We start from the raw sequence: 24,521 nt of genomic DNA, 5'->3' as shown, positions 1-24,521 counted from the left end.
TATGGTAGCGCCTCCGTTCGGGAGATTAAAGAGGCTCAGCGCGGCAACAGACAGTTATCTTCTTTCCAGCCGTACAGCCACTCCATACCGCGATAAAACTCCGCCTGTGATTTGCCTTGCCACAGCAGATTACGCACCTGGCGCTCGACGCCCGCAGCGTGATAAACGCGGCCCATTTCGCGCGTCGACCAGACAATCCGCGCCGTACGCGGAATGCGCACCGACTCATACAGGGCAAAGGCATCAGCCGCATCGCCGTCACACTGCTGTAACGCCTTACCGAGCGTGACGGCATCCTCCAACGCCATACAGGCTCCCTGCGCCATATATTGCGCCACCGGGTGCGCGGCATCGCCCACCAGCGTAATGCGGTCGGTGCCCCATTTCTCTACCGGCTCGCGGTCAGCAGTGGCCCAGCGCCGCCATGATGTCGGTTTATCCAGCATCTGCCGTGGACGTGGATGAATACCGGCAAAATAGGAAAGTACCTCCTCTTTACTGCCATCCTTCACGCCCCACTCTTCCTGCTGACGACTATGAAAGGTCACCACCAGATTGTATTGTTTGCCGCCGCGCAGCGGATAGTGCACCAGGTGACAGTGCGGTCCGGCCCACAACACCGGCGCGTTAATGCGCAAATCTTCCGGCATATCATCGCAATCAATCACCGCGCGATAGACCACGTGCCCGGTCACGCGTGGCGCATCGCCAATCAGAGACTGACGGACAACCGACTTCACCCCATCACAGCCGACCAAAATATCCGCCGTCCAGCTGTTGCCATGCTCGTCAAATACCGTCACGTCATCCTCGGTTTGGCGAATATCAACCACGTTAGTTGAAGTGCGATACTCAACGTTGGGATGAACCAGCGCCGCTTCCCACACAGAAGCATGAATATCCACCCGATGGATAACCGCATAAGGACCGCCAAAGTGATCGCGGAACGCCTGTCCGGTTTCAATACGCACGACTTCCTGCGCATTTACCGCATCCATCATGGTGATATGATCGGTAAAAACGGCGCGCTGGCGGGCAACCTCTCCCACACCAAGGCTGTCGAGCGCAGAGAACGCGTTTGGTCCGAGCTGAATGCCCGCGCCAATTTCACCAATCTCATGCGCTTTCTCCAGCAACATCACTTTGATTCCCTGACGGGCCAGCGATAACGCGGTCGCCGCGCCGCCAATCCCACCACCCACGATAATTGCGCGTGTCACTTTAGCCATTGTCGTTCTCCTTATCAGGCTGGAATTTTGTCTTGTTGGTTCTCGGGCGCGGCGGCGATAAACGCCGGAAGCTGGGTACAGGCATCATAGACCGCCTTGCACCGTGGATATGCGCTCAAATCGCAGCCCATACGTAGCGCGTTCGCCCATTGCGGGATCAGGCAGCAATCCGCCAACGTCGGCGCATCACCCACACAGAACGCCCCCGAATGACTCTGGCGCAGCATCTGTTCCACTGCGCTTAACCCTTGCTGGATCCAGTGCGCATACCAGCGTTTTTTATCCTCTTCACTGATCTTTAACTCGTCGCTCAGGTAGCGCAGTACCCGCATGTTATTCACTGGATGGATATCACAGGCGATGGCATAGACAATTTCCAGCACCCGACTGCGCATCGGGAAGTCAGCAGGCAGCAGCGGCAACTGCGGAAAGTGGCCATCCAGCCAGTCGGTTATCGCCAGCGACTGTCCGAGCGATTCTCCGTCGTCGGTCACCAGCGTCGGCACCAGCCCCAGCGGATTCATCCGCCGATAGGCCAGTTCGTTCTGCTGACCGATGCGAATGTTGACGCCCACCGTCTGGTAATCGAGCCCCTTCAGCGCCAGCGCAATACGCACGCGATATGACGCGGAGCTATTAAAGAAACTGTACAGCTTCATCATCTACCTCAGACAATCTTCACGGCGATGGGGGTTAAACCGTCTACGTTGCCGGTGATCACATCGCCTTTCACTACCGCCCCCACTCCTTCCGGCGTACCGGTGTAGATCAGATCGCCCGGCTGCAGTTCGAAAAATCCGGACAGATAGCTAATGGTTTCATTCACAGACCAGATGAGGTGGCGAATATCGCTCCGCTGATGATCGTCGCCGTTAACCTGCAGCCAGATAGGCGCATTGTTAACATCTACGCTTTCACTGGCTTTATGCAGCGGCGCGATGGGCGCAGAGAGATCAAACGCTTTGCCGATTTCCCACGGACGCCCCATCTGGCGCATCTCCATCTGCCTGTCGCGACGGGTCATATCCAGACCGGTGGCATAGCCCCAGATATATTCGTGCGCTTTTTCCAGCGGTATATCGCTGCCCTTTTTACCAATCGCCACCACCAGCTCTATCTCATAGTGATAGTTATCGGTCTGCGACGGGTACGGCAGTTCAAGGGTTTGACCAGCCGCCACCGGAACCACCGCGTCGGCAGGTTTACAGAAGAAGAACGGCGGTTCGCGATCCGGGTCAAAGCCCATTTCACGCGCGTGTGCGGCATAGTTGCGCCCCACGCAGTAAACGCGGCGCACGGGAAATTGTTCATCACTACCAACCACCGGAACGGTAACAGGCGCTTGTGGTTCGAATACGTATTGCGTCATTTTCTCTCTCCCAAATTAATAACGTGCTTCACGGAACAACCCCAGCGCTTCCTGAACCGGTCTGTCCGAAAAACTAAATAAAACGGTATCTTCGCTGGCCTGGAACGACACACCGTGCCAGGTCGGTACCACGAAGATATCTTTTGGCGAAAAGTTGAAGGTTTCGTTGCCGATGGTGACCCGCCCGCTTCCTTCCACCACATGGTAGATAGTGCTGTCAGTGGTACGCGCCATCCGTGAAGAAAAGCCCTTCGGCAACAATTGCAGGAAGGTCCCCATTGACGGCATGGGATAACCGCCGGTTACCGGGTTCACGTAGCGCATCTTGTAACCATCCCACTCATCGGCCTCGCCCAGGCGGGTCAGGTCATGCAATGCTTCACGGCTACGATCGTAGCGATAGTTGAAAATGGGCGATGAATTACCCTTTTGATGACGCAGCGGCAGCATATTGGCCGCATAGCGCGGTAAATAATCCCCTTCCTTGCGCGTGACCGGCTGCTGATCTTCCGGGTAGTCTTCCGCAAAGCCGCAGCCCAACAGATTCACCAGCGGCAGATCCAGACCGTCCAGCCACACTACCGGTTCGCTGCCTGGGTTGCCGTGATCGTGCCAGCGCCATTGCGGCGTCAGAATAAAATCGCCTTCATGCATCTGGGTGCGCTCGCCATCGACGGCGGTAAATGCCCCTTTCCCTTCGACAATAAAGCGTAGCGCAGACTGATTATGACGGTGGCTCGGTGCAACCTCGCCCGGCATAATCAGCTGTAACCCGGCATACAGCGTTGGCGTGATTGATGACTGTCCGCGCAGCGTTGGGTTTTCCAGCACCAGCACGCGGCGAATCGCCTCTTTCGCGCCAATCAGATCGCCGCTTTCCAGCAGCAGCGGGCGGATCTCCTGATAGTTCCAGTACGCAGGCGCGCAATGCGCGTTCGGCGTTGACGGCACCAGACGATGCAGCGACTCCCACAGCGGGGTCAGATTCTGCCCGGAAATATGCTGGTAAAACTGCTGACGGCTGTGCTTAACATCCTGATTCAGTTCAGACATAGGGATTCTCCTTATTCATTCACGATGCCTGCGCGTGGCAAGGCGTCAGGGACAGAGGCCGACTGGCGAACAACAACCGTCAGCAGCGTAAGCATCACCGCGCTGATGGCCGCCGGAACGGCAATAATGAAAAACAGGTTATCGAATGAGAAATTCATCGCCATCATCACGCCGCCGGAAAGCGAACCGACAATAGCGCCGCAGCGGCCAATGGCATTAGACCAACTGACGCCCGTCGCCCGGCTTTGCGTCGGATAAAGGGTAGCGGTTAAAGCATTGAGACCCACCTGAGAACCGCTAATCCCGATGCCGGTGCCAAAAATCGCCAACGCCATCAGCCACAGACCGTTTTCGCTCAGGCCAATCATGACGATACACACCGCCCCCAGTGCATAGCTCACCGCCAGCACGCGGAAAGGATTGTATTTATCCATCAGTACGCCCAGCGCCAGCGCGCCTAACGTACCGCCAATCTGGAAGGCCGCGGTTACCCAGGAGGCATGTTGCAGGTCGATTCCGCGATGGTTAAGCAGCGTTGGCATCCAACTGGAGAGCAAATAAATAATCAGCAGGCTCATAAAGAACACCACCCATAACATCAGGGTAATGGGCAACTGTCGCCCGACGAACAGCTGGCGGATACTGCCTTTGGCAATCGCTGAACTCTCGTTGAGATAAAAATGGGTATCGTCATAACGCTCCCGGGTAATAGCGCTGACAGTTCTGGCAATCACGTTTTGCGGTAGCTGGCGACGAACCTGCCAGCGCGGGGATTCCGGTAACGCAAACAGCAGGGCGACAAACAGCATGAGCGGCAAAACGCCTCCCAGCACCAGAATGCCGTGCCAACCAATAACCGGCACCAGTTGAGCACTGACGATGCCGCCCATAGCCGATCCGAGAGTAAAGCCGCAGAACATCATGGTGACCAATGCGCCACGTCGACGGGCAGGCAGGTATTCCGACGTCATAGTGATGGTATTAGGCATTGCGCCGCCCAGACCTAACCCGGTAAGGAAACGCAAAATAACCAACGTTTGCAGATCGGGCGAAAAAGCCGAGATCAGACTCAGCGCGCCAAACAGCGCCACGCAAAGCTCAATCACCCGTTTACGGCCAAAGCGATCGGACAACGGGCCGCAGAGCAACGCGCCAGCAGTTAGCCCCAGCAGTCCTGCGCCAAAAAGCGGCGCCAGATCTCCGGCAGTCAATTGCCAGTGAGTGCGTATATCGGGTGCGATAAAACCAATAGCCGCGGTATCAAAACCGTCGAGCATGACAACCAGGAAACAGCAAATAATCACGCGCCACTGCGTCTTACCGACGGGGGCAGAATCGATCAGTGCTTGTAGATCACGTTGTTGAGTCATAGTGAATGCCTCAGTGCAGGTAGAGTAGATGTCTGTTTTGTTTTAGGTATGTTGCGACTTTGTATGTTTGGAGATGAAATGTACAATGGCTTTTCATGCAGAGGCATAACCTGGAGGTTATAGCAAATGGCTAACTGGGCACAGAAACTAAAGTTGCACCACTTGCAAACGCTGGTCGCGCTAGGGGAACAGGGAAATTTGACTCACGTCGCCCGGATGATGAATATCACCCAGCCTGCATTGTCCAAATGGTTATCACAGCTCGAAGATGAGATTGGCATCACGCTCTTTGAACGTCACAGCAAAGGCTTGCGTCCTTCCGAAGGTGGCAAGCTGTTACTGCAACATGCTCAGCGCCTGATCAATGATATGGAGCGTTCGCAGTATGAAATTGCCCGTTTCAAGCAAGGCGGTCTGGTGGGAAGCCTGAAGATTGGCTGCTCGCCGGTGGCGACCGACTGCGTTTCACAAGCAATACTGGGTTTGCTTACGGAGCTACCCACTTTACATCTCAATATTGAAGAGAAAGTGATGACCCCGTTACTGCACGATCTGCTGGCGGGTTCAGTGGATGTCGTTGTTGGTCGCGTGGGCGGCCGGGCGCTTCAGCTACCGCTCAATTACCAGGTGCTCTATACCGAGCCGGTCTGTTTTGTCGCCCGCCCCGACCATCCGCTGGCTAAATATCCCCTGCTCACCTGGAACGATCTGGCTAACTGGCGCTGGATTGTCTGGCCGACAGGCACCCCCATTCGGATTAGCATTGACAACGCGCTGGTCGATAATGGCGTAATGCTGCCGGAAAACACCATTGAATCAGCGTCGATAAACGTCAGTACCAACCTGCTGCAAAGTAGCGACATGGTTTCTATTCTTTCTCTGCGTCTGGCACAGCGTTATGCCGCCCAGGGACAGTTGGCTATCCTGAATCTGCCGAAGATTGAACAAAAAGGCAGCGTAGGCGTATTCTGGCGCAACAATGAAACGCCCACCACCGCCCTGAATCGTTTTTTGTATTACCTGGCGCAGGTTTAGGCGGTCATTTGCGCAATGTTCCAGATATCTATTTCCTCTATGCTTAGAATTCATGATGTGATCGGTAGCACGTTTTGAAGTTTAATTGTATGATGAATCAGTCTCGTCAAGGGTTTCAATTATGAGCAAATCACTGAACATTATCTGGCAATACTTGCGCGCATTCGTCCTAATCTATGCCTGCCTCTATGCAGGTATTTTTATCGCTTCGCTGCTGCCGATCACGATTCCGGGCAGCATCATCGGCATGCTGATTCTGTTTGTCTTACTGGCATTGCAGGTATTACCGGCAAAATGGGTTAATCCCGGCTGTTATGTCCTGATTCGCTATATGGCCCTGTTATTTGTCCCGATTGGCGTGGGGATCATGCAGTACTTTGATTTGCTCCGCGCACAATTTGGCCCGGTGGTGGTGTCATGCACCATCAGTACGCTGGTTGTTTTCCTCGTGGTGAGCTGGAGCTCGCATCTTGTACACGGTGAACGCAAAATTGTTGGCCAAAAAGGATCGAAAGAATGATGACATATATCTGGTGGTCATTGCCCCTTACTCTCGCGGTGTTCTTTGGCGCACGTAAGCTGGCAGCACGTTTTAAAATGCCGCTGCTGAATCCGCTGCTGGTCGCGATGGTGGTGATTATTCCCATTCTGATGCTGACCGGAATTCCCTACGATCACTATTTCAAAGGCAGCGAGGTGCTGAACGATTTACTGCAACCTGCCGTGGTCGCACTGGCCTATCCGTTATACGAACAGCTGCACCAAATTCGCGCGCGCTGGAAATCGATAATCGCTATCTGCTTTGCCGGGAGCGTCGTGGCGATGGTTACCGGCACAACAATCGCCCTGTTGATGGGCGCCTCACCGGAAATTGCTGCGTCAATCATGCCAAAATCGGTCACCACACCTATCGCTATGGCGGTGGGAGGCAGTATTGGTGGCATTCCGGCCATCAGCGCGGTGTGCGTCATTTTCGTCGGCATTCTCGGGGCAGTATTTGGTCATACTTTACTGAATACAATGCGCATTCGCACGAAGGCCGCGCGAGGACTGGCAATGGGTACCGCTTCGCACGCCCTGGGAACCGCGCGTTGCGCAGAACTGGATTATCAGGAAGGGGCGTTTAGCTCTCTGGCGCTGGTCATTTGCGGCATTATCACCTCGTTGGTCGCCCCGTTCCTGTTCCCGGTTATTCTGGCAGTGGTCGGCTAACCTTCACTTTTTGGTTATTTATTTGCGATGCGTTGCACATTTTTCATTTAAGTTTCATAAGTTGCACACACAATGAGATTTGGATCACATATAAAGCCGTAACAGGCCCGTAAACTACGATTCCATTACATTGTTATGAGGCATCGCCATGCATCCACGTTTTCAAACTGCTTTTGCCCAACTCGCGGATAACTTGCAATCAGCCCTGGCCCCTGTTCTGGCGGATACGCATTTCCCCGCCATGCTGACTGCTGAGCAGGTCTCTTTGCTGAAACGCGAATCGGGACTGGACGAAGACGCGCTGGCATTCGCTCTGCTGCCGCTGGCTGCGGCCTGCGCACGTACCCCGCTTTCCAACTTCAACGTGGGCGCGATCTCTCGCGGCATTAGCGGCACCTGGTACTTCGGTGGCAACATGGAGTTCCTGGGCGCAACAATGCAGCAAACCGTTCATGCCGAGCAAAGTGCCATCAGCCACGCCTGGCTGCGCGGTGAAAAAGGCCTCGCCGCCATCACCGTTAACTACACCCCTTGCGGCCACTGCCGCCAGTTTATGAATGAACTGAACAGCGGGTTGGATTTACGCATTCATCTGCCGGGGCGCGAACCACACGCACTGCGCGACTATCTCCCGGACGCGTTCGGGCCAAAAGATCTCGACATCAAAACGTTACTGATGGACGACCAGGATCACGGCTTTGCGCTGCAGGGCGACGCGCTGACCCAGGCGGCAATTACCGCCGCCAACAGATGCCATATGCCATACAGCAAATCGCCAAGCGGCGTGGCGCTCGAGTGTAAAGACGGGCGCATTTTTAGTGGTAGCTATGCTGAAAACGCCGCCTTTAACCCCACCCTCCCGCCGCTGCAAGGCGCGTTAAACCTGTTGAGTCTGAACGGTTACGACTATCCGGACATTCAGCGCGCGGTGCTGGCTGAAAAAGCCGATGCGCCGTTGATCCAGTGGGATGCGACCTCCGCCACCCTGAACGCGCTGGGCTGCAACAAGATTGAGCGCGTGCTGCTCAGTTAAATCATAAAGCCCGGTGGCGCTGCGCTAACCGGGTTACAGTGACTAAAATCCCCTCAATCAGACTGCTGTTTCTTGCGCTACGTCTTCCGGTACAGTAGCCTGATTGAAATTCCACCCAAATAACGAGTTTTCTGCATGTTAAAGCGCGTGTTTTACAGCCTGTTAGTCCTGTCAGGCCTGCTGCTGTTGACTGTGCTTGGACTCGACAGATGGATGAGCTGGAAGACTGCCCCCTATATCTACGACGAATTACAGGATTTACCCTACCGCCAGGTCGGTGTGGTCTTGGGTACGGCAAAATACTATCGAACCGGCGTTATCAACCAGTATTACCGCTACCGTATTCAGGGCGCATTGAACGCCTATAACAGCGGCAAGGTTAACTATCTGCTGCTGAGCGGCGACAACGCGCAGCAAAGCTATAACGAACCCATGACGATGCGTAAGGATCTGATTGCCGCAGGCGTCGATCCGGCTGACATTGTGCTTGATTACGCCGGGTTCCGTACACTCGACTCCATCGTGCGTACCCGTAAGGTATTCGATACCAACGATTTCATCATTATTACTCAGCGATTCCACTGTGAACGCGCCTTGTTTATTGCGCTGCATATGGGCATTCAGGCCCAGTGCTATGCGGTACCTTCACCAAAAGATATGCTTACCGTGCGGGTACGCGAATTCGGCGCGCGTTTTGGCGCACTCGCCGATCTCTATATTTTTAAACGTGAACCCCGTTTTTTAGGCCCACTGGTGCCCATCCCTACCATGCATCAGGTACCCGACGATGCGCAGGGGTATCCAGCGGTTACGCCTGAACAATTACTCGAATTGCAAAAGAAACAAGGAAAATAAGCATGGATGTACAAACCCTCTTCGTCGTGTTGGCCTTTCTGCTCATTCCTGTGTTTTGTTTCCGTGAGGCCTGGAAAGGTTGGCGCACCGGGGCCGTAGATAAAATTAAGAAAAATGCACGCGAACCGGTATACGCTTATCGCAATCAAGAACCCCTGCAATTTTGGTCCTATGTGTTGGTTTATGCCGGATGCGGATGTTTATCCTTCGGTATGGTTATTTACTTAATTTTTTATCGATAAAGATATTATCTTTATATTAGTGTTTGAGAATAGCTAATATTATGATAACGGTTACCATTTCAAAGTAAGGGATTAATGCTGCCCGTCAGCATTTCCCGCCATCACTCTTCTATTTGTGAATCCTTTCACAGAATACTCTTCCTGCAGTGCTTAGCCTTAAGAATAGCCTTTCGATTTTTATATTTTGTTATTAACGGTTTGCCTTAATTTACTCACGCATTAAGGAAGAAAATATGCCACAACAAAATTATCTGGATGAGCTCACGCCTGCTTTTACTCCATTATTAGCCATAAAAGAGGCTTCCCGCTGTTTATTATGTCACGACGCCCCCTGTAGCCAGGATTGTCCGGCGCAAACTGACCCGGGAAAATTTATTCGCTCCATTTATTTTCGTAATTTTAAGGGTGCAGCCGAAACTATTCGTGAAAATAATGCACTTGGGGCAGTATGCGCCCGGGTATGCCCAACCGAAAAGTTGTGCCAACGCGGGTGTACACGCTCAGGCATTGATAAGCCGATTGATATTGCACGTCTGCAACGCTTTATTACCGACTTTGAGCAGCAGACCGCAATGAAAATTTATCAGCCCGCCACAAAAACACAGGGCAAGATCGCCATCATTGGCGCAGGCCCGGCCGGATTACAAGCCAGCGTAACGCTGAGCAATTTGGGCTATGACGTCACTATCTATGAAAAGCAGGCCCAACCTGGTGGCTGGTTGCGCTATGGCATTCCAGAGTTTCGTCTGCCACATGCTGTTTTAGATAACGAAATTGCTCGTATCGTTGAGATGGGCGTAACCATCAAATGCAATTGTGAAGTCGGCGATGCCCTTTCCGTTGAGCAACTCAAAACAGAATACCGCGCCGTACTGGTTACCGTAGGGATGTCTTACGGTTCAACGTTACCGCTGTTTGAGAAGGCCAATCACGTTGAAATTGCCGTCGATTTTCTGCAACGAGCCCGGCAAACCAGCGGCGATATTACCGTCGCGCAAAGCGCATTGATCATCGGCGGCGGCGATGTCGCGATGGATGTCGCCAGCACGTTGAAACTGCTGGGCTGTCCGTCAGTTACCTGTGTCGCGCGTGAAGAACTGTCCGATTTCCCTGCCAGCAATAAAGAGTTCAGCAGCACACAAGCGTTAGGGGTATCGATTATTGACGGTTTCACGCCTGCGGCGGTTAGCGGAAATCGGGTTACTTTTAAACACGTACGCTTGCCGGGAGAACTGACGCTTGAAGCCGAACATATTATTCTCGCCGTCGGCCAGCATGCTCAGCTTGAAAATTTCGCCGCGTTAAAACCACAGCGCAATCTTATCGATACGGATAATTATCAAACCGCCGATCCCGCTTTGTTTGCCGCGGGCGATATTGTAAAAGGCGATAAAACGGTGGTTTACGCCGTGAAAACCGGAAAAGAAGCCGCTCAGGCCATTCATCACTACTTAGAGGGAGCTTGCTCATGTTAACGAAAGATCTTTCTATTACTTTTTGCGGCGTCAAATTCCCCAACCCGTTCTGCCTCTCTTCTTCTCCGGTGGGCAACTGCTATGACATGTGCGCCAAAGCCTATGATACCGGCTGGGGCGGGATTGTTTTTAAAACCATCGGTTTCTTTATTGCGAATGAAGTCTCCCCACGTTTTGACCATCTGACCAAAGAAGATACCGGCTTTGTTGGCTTCAAAAATATGGAGCAAATTGCCGAGCATCCGCTGGAGGAGAATCTGGCCGCGATCCGCCGACTGAAGCAGGACTACCCGGACAAGGTCCTGATTGCGTCGATCATGGGAGAAAATGAGCAGCAATGGCAGGAGCTGGCCCGTCTGGTTGAAGAAGCGGGTGCAGATATGATCGAGTGTAACTTCTCGTGCCCGCAAATGACCTCACATGCCATGGGCAGCGATGTGGGGCAAAGCCCTGAGCTGGTTGAAAAATACTGTCGGGCGGTTAAACGCGGCTCTACCCTGCCAATGCTGGCTAAAATGACGCCAAATATTGGTGATATGTGCGAGGTGGCGCTGGCGGCAAAACGCGGAGGTGCCGACGGTATCGCGACCATCAATACGGTTAAATCCATCACCAATATCGATCTGAACCGGAAAATTGGGATGCCCGTCGTCAACGGTAAATCCAGTATTTCCGGCTACTCCGGCAAGGCCGTTAAACCTATCGCCCTGCGATTTATTCAGCAACTGCGCATGCACCCTGAACTGCGCGATTTCCCAATTAGCGGCATCGGGGGAATTGAAACCTGGGAGGATGCCGCTGAGTTTTTACTGTTAGGCGCGGCCACGCTGCAGGTGACCACCGGGATCATGCAGTATGGTTATCGGATTGTGGAGGACATGACCAGCGGGCTGTCGCATTACCTCGCCGATCAAGGGTTTGACTCACTGGAGGAGATGGTGGGCCTTGCCAATGCCAATATCATCCCCGCAGAAGATCTTGACCGTAGCTACATCGTCTATCCGAACATCCATCTCGATAAATGCGTGGGCTGTGGTCGCTGCTACATCTCCTGCTATGACGGTGGGCATCAGGCGATGGAATGGAATGAGCAAACCCGCACCCCACACTGTGACACGGAAAAATGTGTGGGATGCTTGCTGTGCGGCCACGTTTGCCCGGTCGCCTGTATCGACCTGGGTGAAGTAAAATTTAAATCCGGAGAGAAAGAGCACGCGTTAACATTATAACGCTGACAAAAAAGCCGGTGCAGATTGCGCTGCACCGGCTTTTTGGTGTTTTATCGTTACTTCTTACGCGCGTACTTCAGTGAGTCCAGCGCCACCGCGAAGATGATGATGCCGCCCTTAATAATGTACTGCCAGTATGGGTTAACGCCGATGTAAGTCAGCCCGTAGTTGATGACGGTAAAGATAATCACACCGGTCACCACGCCGAAGACGGTCCCTACCCCACCGCTAAACGAGACGCCGCCAACCACGCACGCCGCAATCGCATCCAGCTCATACATAAAACCGAGGTTGTTGGTCGCCGAGCCGATACGTCCTGCTTCCAGCAAACCACCGAAGGCATAGAACACACCAGACAACGCATAGATAATCAACAGGTTCAGCGCGACGTTCACGCCAGACACTTTCGCCGCCTCTGGGTTACCGCCGATAGCAAAAATGTTTTTACCGAAGCGGGTCTTGTTCCACAGCACCCACACAAAGGCCACGGCAATCAGCGCATAGAAGGTGATATAAGAGAGTCGGAAGCTGCCCAGCGCGATAAAGCCCTGCGCAAAGGTAGAGAATCCGCTGTCAAAGCCAGAAATTGGCGATGCGCCGACAAAATCATAGTACAGGGAGTTGATCCCGTAGACGATGATCATCGTACCCAACGTGGTAATAAACGGCGTCACGTTCAGATACGCGATGATGATACCGTTCACCAGACCGATAACGGCGCCAATCACGCAGACAATCAGCACAACCACGATGATCGGCATCGTCGCCATTTCCGGGAATACCTTGTTGGCGTTCTCCATCGACTGCAGTAAGGTTGCCGCCACCACTGCCGCCAGGCCAACCTGACGCCCTGCCGACAGGTCTGTCCCTTGCGTAACAATCAGTCCCGCAACACCCAATGCGATAATAATACGCACTGAGGACTGCGTCAGAATATTACTCAGGTTGAGTAAACTTAAGAAAGTGGGATCCTGGAAAATAATAATTGCCAGCAAAACCAAAAGAACAACGTAAATTCCGCCTTCTTTCAGGTAAGTAAGAAAACTTTTCTTATTTAACGCACTCATGAGGAGCCCCTAATCTTAAAGGTGCAAAGACGCAAGACGGAGGATTTCGTTTTGCGTTGTCGTTTTAGTGTCAACAATTCCGGCAACGAGACCATTGCTCATTACCAGAATACGATCGGTAATACCCAGCAGCTCCGGCATTTCAGAGGAAATAATAATAATCCCCTTATCTTTTTTCGCGAGTTCGGCAATCAACTGATAAATTTCAAATTTTGCGCCGACATCGATACCACGGGTAGGTTCATCCAGCATCAGGATTTCTGGCTGTGTTAATAGCCAGCGGCCAATAACCACCTTTTGCTGATTCCCCCCGGAAAGTGAACCGATTTGTGTACGATGGCCCGGCGTTTTCACCCTCATGGAGTCAATCACCCACTGGGTATCGCTCTTCATGCGGGAATTATCCAGCAGGCCGACTTTATTTTTATAGTTTTGGATATTGGAGATTAACGAGTTAAAACCAATGTCCAGATACGCATAAATACCTGTTGAGCGGCGCTCTTCCGTGACCAGTGCAAAGCCATGGTTGATGGCTTCATTGGCGCTGTGGTTATTAATTTTTTTGCCGTGTAACGTAATCGTACCCGATGATTTCTCACGAATACCAAAAAGCGTTTCAACGATATCAGTGCGTTTTGCGCCTACCAGACCGGCAATCCCGAGGATTTCCCCTTTGTGCAAATCAAACGAGACATCACGAATCGACGGTTGACGCAGCGAGGTCAGGTTACGCACTTGCAGAATCACTTCACCAGGTTTGTTTTCTTTATCAGGAAAACGTTGGTTCAGCGAACGTCCAACCATCATGGCGATGATCTTGTCCATATCCAGCCCTTCCAGCGGCTGGGTTGCGATCCACTGCCCGTCGCGCAGTACGGTAATTTCATCACACAGTTGGAAGATTTCTTCCATTTTGTGAGAAATATAAACGATACCGCATCCACGCTCTTTCAGCTTACGAATAATGGTGAACAGATGATTAACTTCTTTCTCGGTTAACGATGAAGTCGGCTCATCCATAATGACAATTTTGGCATCATAGGAGAAGGCTTTGGCAATTTCGATCATCTGCATTTGTGAAACGGATAATGTACCGACGCGCGCCCGCGGATCGATATCAATATCCAGCTCATCAAATATCGCTTTGGTATCACGGTACATTTTTTCCTGATCGACAAACATACCTTTAGTGGGATAGCGCCCCAACCACATGTTGTCCATCACGGAACGTTGTAATACCAGGTTTAATTCCTGGTGTACCATCGAAATACCATTTTCAAGCGCCTCTTTCGCCGAATGAAAATCGATTTCTTTACCCTGAAATAAAATACTACCGGAATCTTTTTGATAGATACCGAAAAGACATTTCAATAATGTGGATTTCCCCGCGCCATTCTCGCCCATTAAGGCGTGAATCGAATGTGGGCGGACTTTTAAATTAACATTATCAAGAGCCTTAACGCCGGGAAAAGACTTGTTGATGCCGGTCATTTCCAACAAGTATTCGCCTGACGACTGAGTATGTGTGCTGACCATAAATATACCTTGTTGGCCTTGCAAAGCGCATTATTAAGGGCGCAATGACATTGCGCCCACAGACGGAGATTTATTTATTAGTGAACTCAGCCAGATTATCTTTGTCGACACCGACGTACGGAACGCGAACAATTTTGTTGTCAATTTTCCAGTTAGTGCCGTCTGCCGCGCCTTTGCCATCAGCCAGGTTTTTCGCCAAATCGAAAGTCGCTTTCGCCTGGTTGTTGGCATCGTTCAGCACGGTACCGGCCATGGCACCGGATTTCACCAGGGCCAGCGCTTCAGGCAGCGCATCCACGCCAAATACCGGTACGCTGGTTTTGTTGTGCGCTTTCAGTGCTTCAACTGCGCCCATCGCCATCGCATCGTTGTTGGCGATAACCACTTCAATTTTGTTAGCGTTCGGACCGGACATCCACGCATCCATCTTATCTTTCGCCTGAGCGGTATCCCACATCGCGGTATCCAACTGCAGTTGCTCAGTTTTAATGCCCTTGTCGTTCAGCTCTTTGATCACGTAAGTGGTACGTGCTTCAGCATCCGGGTGTCCCGGTTCGCCTTTCAGCAGAACAAACTGAATTTTACCGTCTTTATTCAGATCCCAGTTCGGGTTAGCAGCCCAGTGTTTTGCAATCAAATCACCCTGAATAATGCCAGACTCTTTAGAGTCAGTACCGACGTAATACGCTTTGTCATAGCTGTCCAGCGCTTTACGAGAAGGTTCCTTGTTGAAGAACACGATCGGCACGTTCTGACCGCGTGCTTTTTCAATTACCGTTCCTGCAGCTGCCGGGTCAACCAGGTTAATCGCCAGTGCTTTAACGCCTTTTGCCAGCAATACGTCGATCTGGTCGTTTTGTTTGGACTGGTCGTTCTGCGAGTCATTCATCAGCAATTGTACGTCAGGCGCCGCTTTGGCATCTTTTTCAATAGCCTTACGTACCACAGACATAAAGTTATCGTCGTACTTATAAATCGTCACACCAATGCGGGTATCAGCAGCGTGCGCAGCCGCGCCGAATAACATGCTTGCCATTACAGCAGACAGGGTCAACACCTTCTTATTCATGGTATCTCCGGTTTTATTATGCAGGGTAGTACTTGAGATAAATGCTCGGCAGGCAGAACGTTACTGAAGTGTTACTGATCGCCGAAGCTCACTTTTAAAAATAATTCTTCCGTGCCTGGCAACGCTCCAAAAACTGGCTTTAATTTTTGTTTAAGGCACCAATACCTCGATGAAAGTGATTATTCACCGTTACATAGTAGTTACAGCGCAACAAACAGTGTCATCATAGCTATCGCATTGTTAATATACTGTGAATTTACTCACATATTGAAAGCGGTTACATGGCTCAACTTTATGAGTTAGTGATCGGTGCCGCATTCTGCCGCAATGCCACAGAATGACGACGCACCAGCGTCGGCATAAAGCAATGCGACGCCGCAGGATCTAACGTGCCCGCCGCGCCTTGCAGCGCAAGCTCCGTCGCCATTTTTGCCATTGAGGCGATGGGATAGCGCACGGTTGTCAGTTGTGGATCGGTGTAACGCGCAATGGGAATATCATCAAAGCCAATGATAGAAAGATGTAATGGGATGGCGATGCCATTGTCTTTTAACGCAGTCAGTGCGCCAGCTGCCATGTTGTCGTTGTAGGCGAAGACCGCCGTCAGTTGCAAGTTGCGCCCCAGCAGCTCCACCATCGCAGACTCTCCGCCCTGCATATCGGGCGAACCGGTACCGATCCAGCTTTCCGCCGCATCAATCCCTTGTTCTTTCAGGGCCGATAACCACCCTTCTTTGCGCATCGCATCATCTTCAATACGATGGCTTGATGCCAGGTAACCAATGCGTTGATGACCATTATTCAGCAGCATGCGGGTCGCCATTTTGGCGCCGCTGATATTATCGAGGCAGACGCAGCGGTGGGCGTAACCCGGCACAAGGCGATTGATCAGCACCATGCCGGGGATCTGATCCATAAACTCTGCCAGTTCCCGATCGCTGAGCGCTTTAGAGTGAACAATCAGAGCGTTACAGCGTTGGCGAATCAAAACCTCGATAGCATGACGTTCTTTTTCAGCCTCATGATAGCTATTGCCAATCAGGACATATTTCTGATGCTGCTGGGCAACCATATCTACGGCTTTAACCAGCGCGCCAAAAAACGCATCTGACACATCCATCACCACCACACCAATGGTGTCACTTACCTGGGTCGCCAGCGCCTGCGCATTGGCGTTAGGTCGATAGCCTAACTGAGTGACTGCTTTCATCACCGCTTCACGCGTGTCCGGACTCACCAGCGCACTGTTGTTCAGTACGCGGGAAACGGTCGCTACAGATACGCCAGACTGTCGTGCCACATCACGGATGGTTACCATATTCACTGCCCTGTTTTAGATTGCGGTTAGCCACAGACACCCCAGGCTGGGTATTTTGTCAGCACAATGAAACGGACTGCGTGAGTGATGTCACAGGAATGAAAGCGCTTACATCCATTTTGTTAATGAATGTGATCCAGATCGTTATCTGGATGTACGTGGTAATGATGTCCCTGAAGCACGCAGGGTTAATTGACGCCATAGCCACTCAACCGGGCCCTGCCGGTAAAAACGCAGCCAAATGACGGAGAAAAGAAGATTAACGGCCCAGACAGGAATGACAAAACAGAGCAGCTCCAGCCGATCAAATTTCATAAACAAGCCGAATTGATAAAACAGAATGGTGCAAATTAAGGTTTGCAACAGATAGTTGGTTAACGCCATACGCCCCACGCAGGCGATGGCAATCACCCACTTTAAGCGGCTCAACTGCGGCCAGAAGCCAAACATCAGGGCGGCGTAGCCGATAGTCTGCAACGGCGCGCCCAGCTCGCGCGGAGCTTGTAACAGGAAAGCACACCAGCGGTAGGCCCAGTCCAGATGCCACTGAATGATAATAGCAGGCAGGTTAATCGCCATCCCAACAATGACCAACAGTACGCCGGTACGTCGATAATGCTGCAAACTGTACTGTCCTTTCAGCCAGCCGCTGCGCATTAATGCTGCGCCAAGCAGCATCATCCCAGCCAGTTGCCAGCCGTACTGCGCGCCCAGTGCCAACAAGCTATTGGACATCATATCTACACGATTGCTGACCGCTTCCAGACCGCCATTCACTTTCCAGTATTTTTCATACAGCAAAGCTGAGGCATCCGGCGTCCAGGCCCGACTGGTTTCCCCGCCGGAGATAACGCCCAGCAGCAGCAGCACGCCAATCCCCACCAGATAAAGCAGGACGCCGGTGTTAAACAGGCTTTTTACCGAAGGGGCATCGCGAATCAACCGCCAGCAAATCAGACCAATTAAGCCATACGCCAACAGAATATCGCCGTCCCAGAAGAGTAACCCGTGAATAAACCCCAACAGCACCAGCAGCGTTAGCCGCGACTGGATCCAGCGTTTGCCGCGCGGGAGCAGCATTTGCAGCCCTGCCCCAAACAGCAATGCAAACAGCGTAAGAAACTTGACCTGGGCGAAGAGATCAAGCACCGCCCAGCTCCAGGCGTCGGTTAAGGTGATATTGCCATACCAGGCGGGATTGAGGTATGCCGCCTTTGGCAGACCAAAGGCGTTAATATTGAGAAGCAGGATGCCAAGAATGGCGACGCCACGAATAAAATCCAGCGTGACATTACGCTCCATGGCCCCTGCCTTAATCAGTTGTGATGACGTACTGCGCGTAGGAATTCCTGACGCGTGTTCTGGCTGGACTTAAACAATCCGCCCAGAGAAGTGGTGGTGGTCGCACTGGTCGCATCACGAATGCCGCGCGCTTTCACGCAGTAATGCACCGCATCAATCGACACCGCGACATTATTCGTCCCGAGCAGCGTTTGCAGCGCGGTGAGAATTTGCTGAGTCAGACGCTCCTGCACCTGCGGACGCTGCGCGAAGAACTGTACAATGCGGTTGATCTTCGACAGGCCAATGACTGAATCTTTCGGGATATACGCCACCGTCGCTTTACCATCGATAGTGACAAAGTGATGCTCGCAGGTGCTGGTCAGCGTGATATCGCGGACCGTAACCATCTCGTCCACCTTCATTTTGTTTTCAATGACGGTGATTTTCGGGAAGTTGGCGTAATCGAGACCGGAGAAAATCTCATCGACATACATTTTCGCAATGCGATGCGGAGTTTCCATCAAACTGTCATCGCTCAAATCGAGATTGAGCAATTGCATAATCTCGGTCATATGGCCTGAGATAAGACGTTTGCGCGTTTCGTTATCCATCTCCTGCACGGGCGGGCGTAGTGGTGTTTCGAGACCACGCGCGACCAGCGCTTCATGAACCAAAGCCGCTTCTTTACTGAGTGATGACATTTCTTTTTCTCCTGCAGGTGTGGCGCCTCTGCCCTGCATGGGGCAAAGTTTTTAGGCTGTGTCACAGCCAGAACATTGTGCGTGAGGCGGCGCACATAATCCAGTATTCACCGCGATAATTATTGAAATTGGCACAGCCTTTCAGCGTATCAAATTCACGTAGCGTTCAGCCCGGCGATGTTGAGTGTTAATGTAAAGTTATATAGATGATGAAGTATGTTTGCCCAATGCGGAAGTGAAAGTTACTCACAGTGCAATGAATAATCTGTATTATGATGAATTCGCAAACATATTCAGGTTCAACACAACAAGGAGCCACGCATGGAAATGCTTGAAGAGCACCGCTGTTTTGAAGGCTGGCAGCAACGCTGGCGTCACAACTCCGCCACGTTAAATTGCGCTATGACCTTCAGCATCTTTCTTCCCCCACCTCGTGAGAATACCCCGCCTCCGGTACTGTACTGGTTGTCGGGCCTGACCTGCAATGACGAAAACTTTACCACCAAAGCGGGCGCGCAACGTGTCGCGGCTGAGCTGGGTATTGTGCTGGTGATGCCAGATACCAGTCCGCGCGGCGATCACGTTGCCAACGATGATGGCTACGATTTGGGTCAGGGTGCTGGATTTTACCTCAATGCCACCCAGCAGCCGTGGGCAACTCATTTTCGCATGTATGACTATCTGCGTGATGAGCTTCCGGCCCTGATTCAGTCGCAGTTTAACGTCAGCGATCGTTGCGCCATCAGCGGACATTCCATGGGTGGCCACGGGGCGTTGATTATGGCGCTGAAAAATCCGGGGAAATACACCAGCATCTCCGCTTTTGCCCCCATCGTTAATCCTTGCCGCGTTCCGTGGGGCGAGAAGGCTTTTAGCGCTTATCTGGGTGAAGATAAATCGCAGTGGACCGAGTGGGATAGCTGCGCGTTAATGTTGGCCAGCAGGCCCGAAGATGCGATTCCGACGCTTATCGATCAAGGAGACAGCGATCAGTTTCTTGCCGATCAGCTACAGCCCGCGGTACTGGCCGAAACGGCACGTCAGACCGCATGGCCAATGACGTTACGCATCCAGCCGGGTTACGATCACAGCTATTACTTTATTGCGTCGTTTATTGAGGATCACCTGCGCTTCCATGCTCAGTATTTGCTGAAGTGATCACCAATACAGAGTGTTTTCTATTGCCGCGCTGTAGCTTATCTCTTCTGACTGCGGCGCGGACGCTTTGCGATTTAAATCGGCTGCCTGTTGGCGTACCTGTAATCGCGACGTACTCTCACTTCCCTCATGTCCTTCACTAAAATTCCGTACTTCAGACTCGAATAAGATTGCATCCAGATGATGCAGTTTATTCAGCGCCCGCAGCAGGGAAATAAGCGTATCGAGATTCAATCCCCCACCTTTCTCAATACGTTTAATGGTGGCAATCCCCACCTGAGCGCTGTCGGCAAACTGCTGCTGGGTCAGCGCCAGAGTAATCCGCGTTTCCCGAATACGCGCGCATAATGACAAGATGATTTCATCATTATTCATGGTGTGATATTTCATGCCACCCTCCCCTTTTTCTGGGCTGAATTTTTCCCAGGCAGCCATGATACGTTTCACGGTATTTCGCGCTCATGTCTTTACCCGTTTCATACATGGCTGCAATCACCTCATCGAGCGAAACGCATGGCTCACTGATGCGGCTTATCGCCATCGTTGCGGCGTTAATCGCTTTTACTGACGAAATCGCGTTGCGTTCGACACAAGGAATTTGTACCTGCCCGCCGACCGGATCGCAGGTCAGACCTAAATGGTGTTCCATGGCGATTTCTGCAGCGCTCAGCACCTGACCGACTGAGGCCCCCATCAGTTCTGCTAATCCGGCTGCCGCCATCGAACTTGCCACGCCGATCTCCCCCTGACACCCGACCTCAGAACCTAAAATAGATGCATTTTGTTTGAACAGTAACGCGATGGCGCCAGCGGTTAGAAAAAAGCGGGTAACCGAGGCATTATCCAGTTCACAGACAAACTTATCGTACCAACTAAGGACCGCCGGGATGATACCGCTCGCGCCATTGGTCGGCGCGGTCACCACCCGCCCACCGGCGGCATTCTCCTCACTGACGGCAATCGCAAAGGCATTGACCCAGTTGAGGTTGGTGAGAAAGTCGTTAGCAGAGGGTCTCATTGCCAATGTTTTATGCAGCGCGCAGGCCCTGCGCGGCACCTGATACGGCCCCGGCAACAACCCCTCAGTATGCAGACCGCGATGGACGGCCTGCTGCATAATCACCCAAACGTGCTCAAAATAGTCATGCAACGCCGCCTGGGAATGCACCTGTAACTCATTTTTCATCATTAACGCCGCAACAGATAAGCCATTGCGCTGGCACAGGTCATGCAGTTGCACCGCATGTTGAAAAGCAAAAGGAGATACGTTTTCTTGCGTCGTTGTCTCGGGCGTCGACGCGCCGGGTTTACGAACCTGTCCGGCGCCGGTTGAAAACCATGTTTCTTCATACAACGTAAAATAATCATCCCGGGCGCGAAACGTCATCGCATAGGGATGACCGGCATGCGGTTGCTGATTAGCCAGAATCGTCACCGTCACGGCAACTGAAGGAGAGAGCAGCAAAATACCGTTTTGTTCAGCACGTTTAATGGCCTCCATTTGCTGACGTAAATCAACATCATCCGGCTGGTTACCCAACAAGCCCAGGTAAAGCGCTATATCAACGTTATGGCACTTGCGACTTAACGAGAGCGCACCATATAGCTCAACCTCAATTTTTCGCGTCAGCGGCAAAATCTCCTGCTGCTTTAATTGAGAAATAAAGTTAAACGCAGCACGCATTGGCCCTACCGTTCTTGAACTCGAAGGTCCAATAGCGACTTTAAAAATATCAACACAGCTTTCCATTTTAGCCTCATCCTGTTGGTCACAATAGAATATGCCGCCAGTAGAAACAGACCGTGAGTGATATATCAAAAACGATACTTTTCAGATTTTGTATATTTGCTGGTATAAAAAACAATACTATTTTATCTTTTTTTAACATTCACATCTGTGATAAAGCAGGATTCACTCGTCGCGACCATCTCTTACAATAACTCCAGCTTACAGGAGTGATTTTATGGCAATTATTTATTTTATTAGCGCAAAAGAACCTGAAAAACTGCAGGTATGGTTACATGAAACGTTTATAAATCGCGACACAAAACAAAATCAGTGCACACTGGAACAATTACATATAACACACATCAATAAATCATATTTTAAATTATCAATACCAGATAAATCATTCACAAATGAAATACATAAAAAACTGCGGATCACGTCATACACTCAGCGGTTTGATTTTTTCATTAAACCACAAATCATTCCAGCAAAAGGAATTATTGCATTCGACATGGACTCGACATTTATCGAAGAAGAAGGTGTCGATGAAATTTCGCATGTGCTGGGCATCTCAGCACAGATAGCAGAACTGACTAAGCAGGCGATGGAAGGAAAGCTGGATTTCAATAGCAGCTTTACCCGGCGCATCGGGATGTTAAAAGGAACCCATATCGATGTGATTAATGCCGTATGCGATCAAATGACCGCTTCTCCCGGCATTACCACTATTTTGCCAATTCTCAAACAGAAAGGATTTAAAACGGCGATTATTTCTGGTGGTTTAGACATTTTTACTCGCAGATTACAGGAAAAATATCAACTGGATTATGTTTTTTCTAATACCGTTGAAATCAGGGACGGTAAACTGACAGATAATATCGCTGCGCCCATCATGAATGCAGATAATAAACAGAAAACATTGGAGCGACTCGCCGAAACGTTGCAGATACCGCAGCATAATATTATCGCCTGCGGTGATGGCGCTAACGATATTCCCATGCTGACATATGCAGGCACGGGTATTGCATGGAAAGCTAAACCGGCGGTCAGAGAGTTAATAACAAATCAAATTAATTTTCACGGATTCGAGTCGCTTTTGTTCTTCATCGAAGATGGATTATAACCCACGAGCACTGCCTGAAGGGAAACTCATATGAGCTTGAAATCGTTTATATTCAGCCAGGCTGATAAGCCGGTTGTAAAAGAAAAACAAGAGATTGACCATACTTACAAAAAATTCAGGATAGAGATCATTACCTCGGTTTTTATCTCTTACGCTGTCTTTTATTTAACGCGTAAAAACTTCTCAGCGGCCATGCCGGCAATGTTGTCTGATACCGCTCTGACCGCAGAAGATTTTGCCATCATGTCTTCACTGTTTTACATCCTGTATGGGTCAATGAAGTTTGTTGGCGGCATGCTGGTTGATAAAATCAATCCGAAAGCCATGACCGGCCCGGTGCTCATTGGCGTTGGGATCGTCAATATTCTGTTTGGTTTTTCCGACAGCGTTGCCGCGTTTTATGTATTGTACAGCCTCAACGCCATTCTCCAGGGCACCAGTTTTCCGCCAATGGCAAAGATCATGGCATCCTGGTTTTCCAAAAATGAACGAGGGCGTTGGTGGGCGGTCGTCGAAGCTGCGCATAATATCGGCGGCAGTCTCGCCCCACTGTTGACCAGTTTTGCGATTGTCTGTAGTGGCAGTTGGAAAATGGGTTTTTATGTACCGGGCGCGATCTCCCTGCTGATGGGGATCATTGCGCTCTTTACGATTAAAGACCGTCCCGGGACCTTAGGTTTGCCTAACGTTGGCGAATGGCGCAAGGATCCGACAGAACTTGCCCAGGTTAAGGCCAGTCCGGTCAACCTCTCCTTTTGGCAGATTTTCGTTAAATATATCCTGATTAACCCGCTGGTGTGGATTATTATCATTGGCGATATGTCTGTTTATATTGCCCGCACCATTCTCAACGACTGGCCGCAAATTTACTATTCGCAGGTACATGGCTGGAGCCTGATTAAGGCCAACTCTATTATCTCGTGGTTTGAAGCAGGCGGACTTGCCGGAGGACTACTGGCGGGTTACTTATCGGACTTTATGTTTAAAAGTAATCGCTGGATGACAGGACTAATATTCGCCTTAATGCTGTGCGTGTGTATTATCTTAATCCCAGTGGTACAGGATACTTCATATACCATTACGGCCATACTTTTCACCATCATGGGGTTCGCCCTGTACGGCCCGCATATGCTTTTTGCCGTAGGTTGTCTGGATGTTACTCATAAAGACGCAGCGGGATCGATAACCGGCTTCCGGGGATTATTTAGCTATGTCGGCGCGGCATTAGCAGGCGTACCGGTGATATTAGTGAAGAACAACTGGGAGTGGTCTGGTGTTTATCTGTATGCCGTGATCGCCATCCTGTTAACCACCCTGTCACTGGCCTTACTCGCCAAATTCCATCGGCTATAAGCCAGCCATAACAGGACAGCGGGGTTATAGCCGCTGTCCTTAAGTCAAAAACGTAAGCCATTCTTAAGCATCAAAAACATT

General features: G+C 51.2%; 24 protein-coding genes. 11 read left to right on the top strand and 13 right to left on the bottom strand.

Features of this window, described 5'->3' with window-relative positions:
• Positions 1 to 35 precede the first annotated feature (35 nt).
• The 5 genes from FDX11_RS03305 to FDX11_RS03285 are packed head-to-tail and all read right to left on the bottom strand — an operon-like array spanning position 36 to position 5,021.
• Positions 36 to 1,229 (bottom strand): 3-hydroxybenzoate 6-monooxygenase, encoded by a 1,194-nt coding sequence (locus tag FDX11_RS03305; protein WP_061382060.1) that lies wholly within the window; start codon positions 1,227 to 1,229, stop codon positions 36 to 38.
• A gap of 14 nt (positions 1,230 to 1,243) precedes the next feature.
• Positions 1,244 to 1,888, bottom strand: coding sequence for a maleylacetoacetate isomerase (maiA, locus tag FDX11_RS03300; protein WP_137360893.1), 645 nt, complete (start codon positions 1,886 to 1,888; stop codon positions 1,244 to 1,246).
• An 8-nt stretch (positions 1,889 to 1,896) separates the two neighbouring features.
• A complete protein-coding gene (locus tag FDX11_RS03295) occupies positions 1,897 to 2,598 on the bottom strand; it encodes a fumarylacetoacetate hydrolase family protein (protein ID WP_042307334.1) in 702 nt (233 codons plus the stop codon).
• Positions 2,599 to 2,613: 15 nt separating this feature from the next.
• Entirely contained in the window at positions 2,614 to 3,651 is a 1,038-nt protein-coding gene (gtdA, locus tag FDX11_RS03290; RefSeq protein WP_137397484.1) for a gentisate 1,2-dioxygenase, read from the bottom strand.
• 11 nt (positions 3,652 to 3,662) lie between these two features.
• The gene (locus FDX11_RS03285; RefSeq protein WP_079223452.1) at positions 3,663 to 5,021 is read right to left on the bottom strand and encodes an aromatic acid/H+ symport family MFS transporter; all 1,359 of its coding nucleotides are present in this window, start codon (positions 5,019 to 5,021) and stop codon (positions 3,663 to 3,665) included.
• Between the two features lie 126 nt (positions 5,022 to 5,147).
• On the opposite strand from FDX11_RS03285, the gene FDX11_RS03280 reads away from it, so the two are divergent.
• The 8 genes from FDX11_RS03280 to preA all read left to right on the top strand — a co-directional run bounded on the left by FDX11_RS03280 (position 5,148) and on the right by preA (position 12,102).
• Positions 5,148 to 6,056 (top strand): LysR substrate-binding domain-containing protein, encoded by a 909-nt coding sequence (locus FDX11_RS03280; RefSeq protein WP_042307328.1) that lies wholly within the window; start codon positions 5,148 to 5,150, stop codon positions 6,054 to 6,056.
• 121 nt (positions 6,057 to 6,177) lie between these two features.
• Positions 6,178 to 6,576 carry a CidA/LrgA family protein gene (locus FDX11_RS03275; protein ID WP_038641975.1) on the top strand — a complete coding sequence of 133 codons (399 nt, stop codon included), beginning with the start codon at positions 6,178 to 6,180 and terminating at the stop codon, positions 6,574 to 6,576.
• A complete protein-coding gene (locus FDX11_RS03270) occupies positions 6,573 to 7,268 on the top strand; it encodes a CidB/LrgB family autolysis modulator (RefSeq protein ID WP_137397483.1) in 696 nt (231 codons plus the stop codon). Before FDX11_RS03275 ends, FDX11_RS03270 begins: the two co-directional genes overlap by 4 nt.
• Positions 7,269 to 7,416: 148 nt before the next feature.
• Positions 7,417 to 8,301: a cytidine deaminase gene (gene cdd / locus FDX11_RS03265; RefSeq protein ID WP_137397482.1), complete on the top strand. Its 885-nt coding sequence runs from the start codon at positions 7,417 to 7,419 to the stop codon at positions 8,299 to 8,301.
• A 135-nt stretch (positions 8,302 to 8,436) separates the two neighbouring features.
• Positions 8,437 to 9,156: an outer membrane permeability protein SanA gene (gene sanA / locus FDX11_RS03260; RefSeq protein WP_038641981.1), complete on the top strand. Its 720-nt coding sequence runs from the start codon at positions 8,437 to 8,439 to the stop codon at positions 9,154 to 9,156.
• 2 nt (positions 9,157 to 9,158) lie between these two features.
• The gene (locus tag FDX11_RS03255) at positions 9,159 to 9,398 is read left to right on the top strand and encodes a DUF2542 family protein (protein WP_061382065.1); all 240 of its coding nucleotides are present in this window, start codon (positions 9,159 to 9,161) and stop codon (positions 9,396 to 9,398) included.
• A gap of 233 nt (positions 9,399 to 9,631) precedes the next feature.
• Positions 9,632 to 10,873 (top strand): NAD(P)-dependent oxidoreductase, encoded by a 1,242-nt coding sequence (locus FDX11_RS03250; protein ID WP_137397481.1) that lies wholly within the window; start codon positions 9,632 to 9,634, stop codon positions 10,871 to 10,873.
• The gene (preA, locus tag FDX11_RS03245; protein WP_042307320.1) at positions 10,867 to 12,102 is read left to right on the top strand and encodes an NAD-dependent dihydropyrimidine dehydrogenase subunit PreA; all 1,236 of its coding nucleotides are present in this window, start codon (positions 10,867 to 10,869) and stop codon (positions 12,100 to 12,102) included. The genes FDX11_RS03250 and preA overlap by 7 nt, the downstream gene beginning before the upstream one ends.
• A 56-nt stretch (positions 12,103 to 12,158) precedes the next feature.
• Here preA and mglC read toward each other — a convergent pair whose 3' ends face one another.
• From mglC to folE, 6 genes are all read right to left on the bottom strand, one after another.
• Positions 12,159 to 13,169 (bottom strand): galactose/methyl galactoside ABC transporter permease MglC, encoded by a 1,011-nt coding sequence (gene mglC, locus FDX11_RS03240; RefSeq protein WP_005129205.1) that lies wholly within the window; start codon positions 13,167 to 13,169, stop codon positions 12,159 to 12,161.
• Between the two features lie 15 nt (positions 13,170 to 13,184).
• Positions 13,185 to 14,705, bottom strand: coding sequence for a galactose/methyl galactoside ABC transporter ATP-binding protein MglA (gene mglA, locus FDX11_RS03235; RefSeq protein WP_005129207.1), 1,521 nt, complete (start codon positions 14,703 to 14,705; stop codon positions 13,185 to 13,187).
• Positions 14,706 to 14,775: 70 nt separating this feature from the next.
• A complete protein-coding gene (gene mglB / locus FDX11_RS03230; RefSeq protein ID WP_006683804.1) occupies positions 14,776 to 15,774 on the bottom strand; it encodes a galactose/glucose ABC transporter substrate-binding protein MglB in 999 nt (332 codons plus the stop codon).
• A 292-nt stretch (positions 15,775 to 16,066) separates the two neighbouring features.
• Positions 16,067 to 17,092, bottom strand: coding sequence for an HTH-type transcriptional regulator GalS (gene galS, locus FDX11_RS03225; protein WP_038641992.1), 1,026 nt, complete (start codon positions 17,090 to 17,092; stop codon positions 16,067 to 16,069).
• Positions 17,093 to 17,236: 144 nt separating this feature from the next.
• Complete coding sequence (gene yeiB / locus FDX11_RS03220) at positions 17,237 to 18,394, bottom strand: DUF418 domain-containing protein YeiB (RefSeq protein ID WP_137397480.1); 1,158 nt, start codon at positions 18,392 to 18,394, stop codon at positions 17,237 to 17,239.
• A 14-nt stretch (positions 18,395 to 18,408) separates the two neighbouring features.
• Positions 18,409 to 19,077, bottom strand: coding sequence for a GTP cyclohydrolase I FolE (folE, locus tag FDX11_RS03215; RefSeq protein WP_003027410.1), 669 nt, complete (start codon positions 19,075 to 19,077; stop codon positions 18,409 to 18,411).
• A 321-nt stretch (positions 19,078 to 19,398) separates the two neighbouring features.
• Between folE and fghA the strand changes: the two genes are divergently transcribed.
• A complete protein-coding gene (fghA, locus tag FDX11_RS03210) occupies positions 19,399 to 20,235 on the top strand; it encodes an S-formylglutathione hydrolase (protein ID WP_042307313.1) in 837 nt (278 codons plus the stop codon).
• On the opposite strand, the gene FDX11_RS03205 is transcribed toward fghA, so the two are convergent.
• Together FDX11_RS03205 and FDX11_RS03200 are read right to left on the bottom strand one after the other, a co-directional pair.
• Positions 20,236 to 20,625 (bottom strand): helix-turn-helix domain-containing protein, encoded by a 390-nt coding sequence (locus tag FDX11_RS03205; protein ID WP_061382069.1) that lies wholly within the window; start codon positions 20,623 to 20,625, stop codon positions 20,236 to 20,238.
• A complete protein-coding gene (locus FDX11_RS03200; RefSeq protein WP_137397479.1) occupies positions 20,603 to 21,985 on the bottom strand; it encodes an L-serine ammonia-lyase in 1,383 nt (460 codons plus the stop codon). Before FDX11_RS03200 ends, FDX11_RS03205 begins: the two co-directional genes overlap by 23 nt.
• A 214-nt stretch (positions 21,986 to 22,199) precedes the next feature.
• Here FDX11_RS03200 and serB point away from each other — a divergent pair, with 214 nt between their 5' ends.
• Together serB and FDX11_RS03190 are read left to right on the top strand one after the other, a co-directional pair.
• Positions 22,200 to 23,087 (top strand): phosphoserine phosphatase SerB, encoded by an 888-nt coding sequence (serB, locus tag FDX11_RS03195; RefSeq protein WP_061382071.1) that lies wholly within the window; start codon positions 22,200 to 22,202, stop codon positions 23,085 to 23,087.
• Positions 23,088 to 23,117: 30 nt separating this feature from the next.
• Positions 23,118 to 24,440: an MFS transporter gene (locus FDX11_RS03190; RefSeq protein ID WP_137397478.1), complete on the top strand. Its 1,323-nt coding sequence runs from the start codon at positions 23,118 to 23,120 to the stop codon at positions 24,438 to 24,440.
• Positions 24,441 to 24,521 lie beyond the last annotated feature (81 nt).

Origin of the sequence: Citrobacter sp. wls714, from assembly GCF_005281025.1 — a bacterium.
Lineage (GTDB): Bacteria > Pseudomonadota > Gammaproteobacteria > Enterobacterales > Enterobacteriaceae > Citrobacter > Citrobacter werkmanii.
The sequence above is the reverse complement of the archived record's forward strand: the minus strand, read 5'-3'. Positions and strand labels throughout refer to the sequence as shown.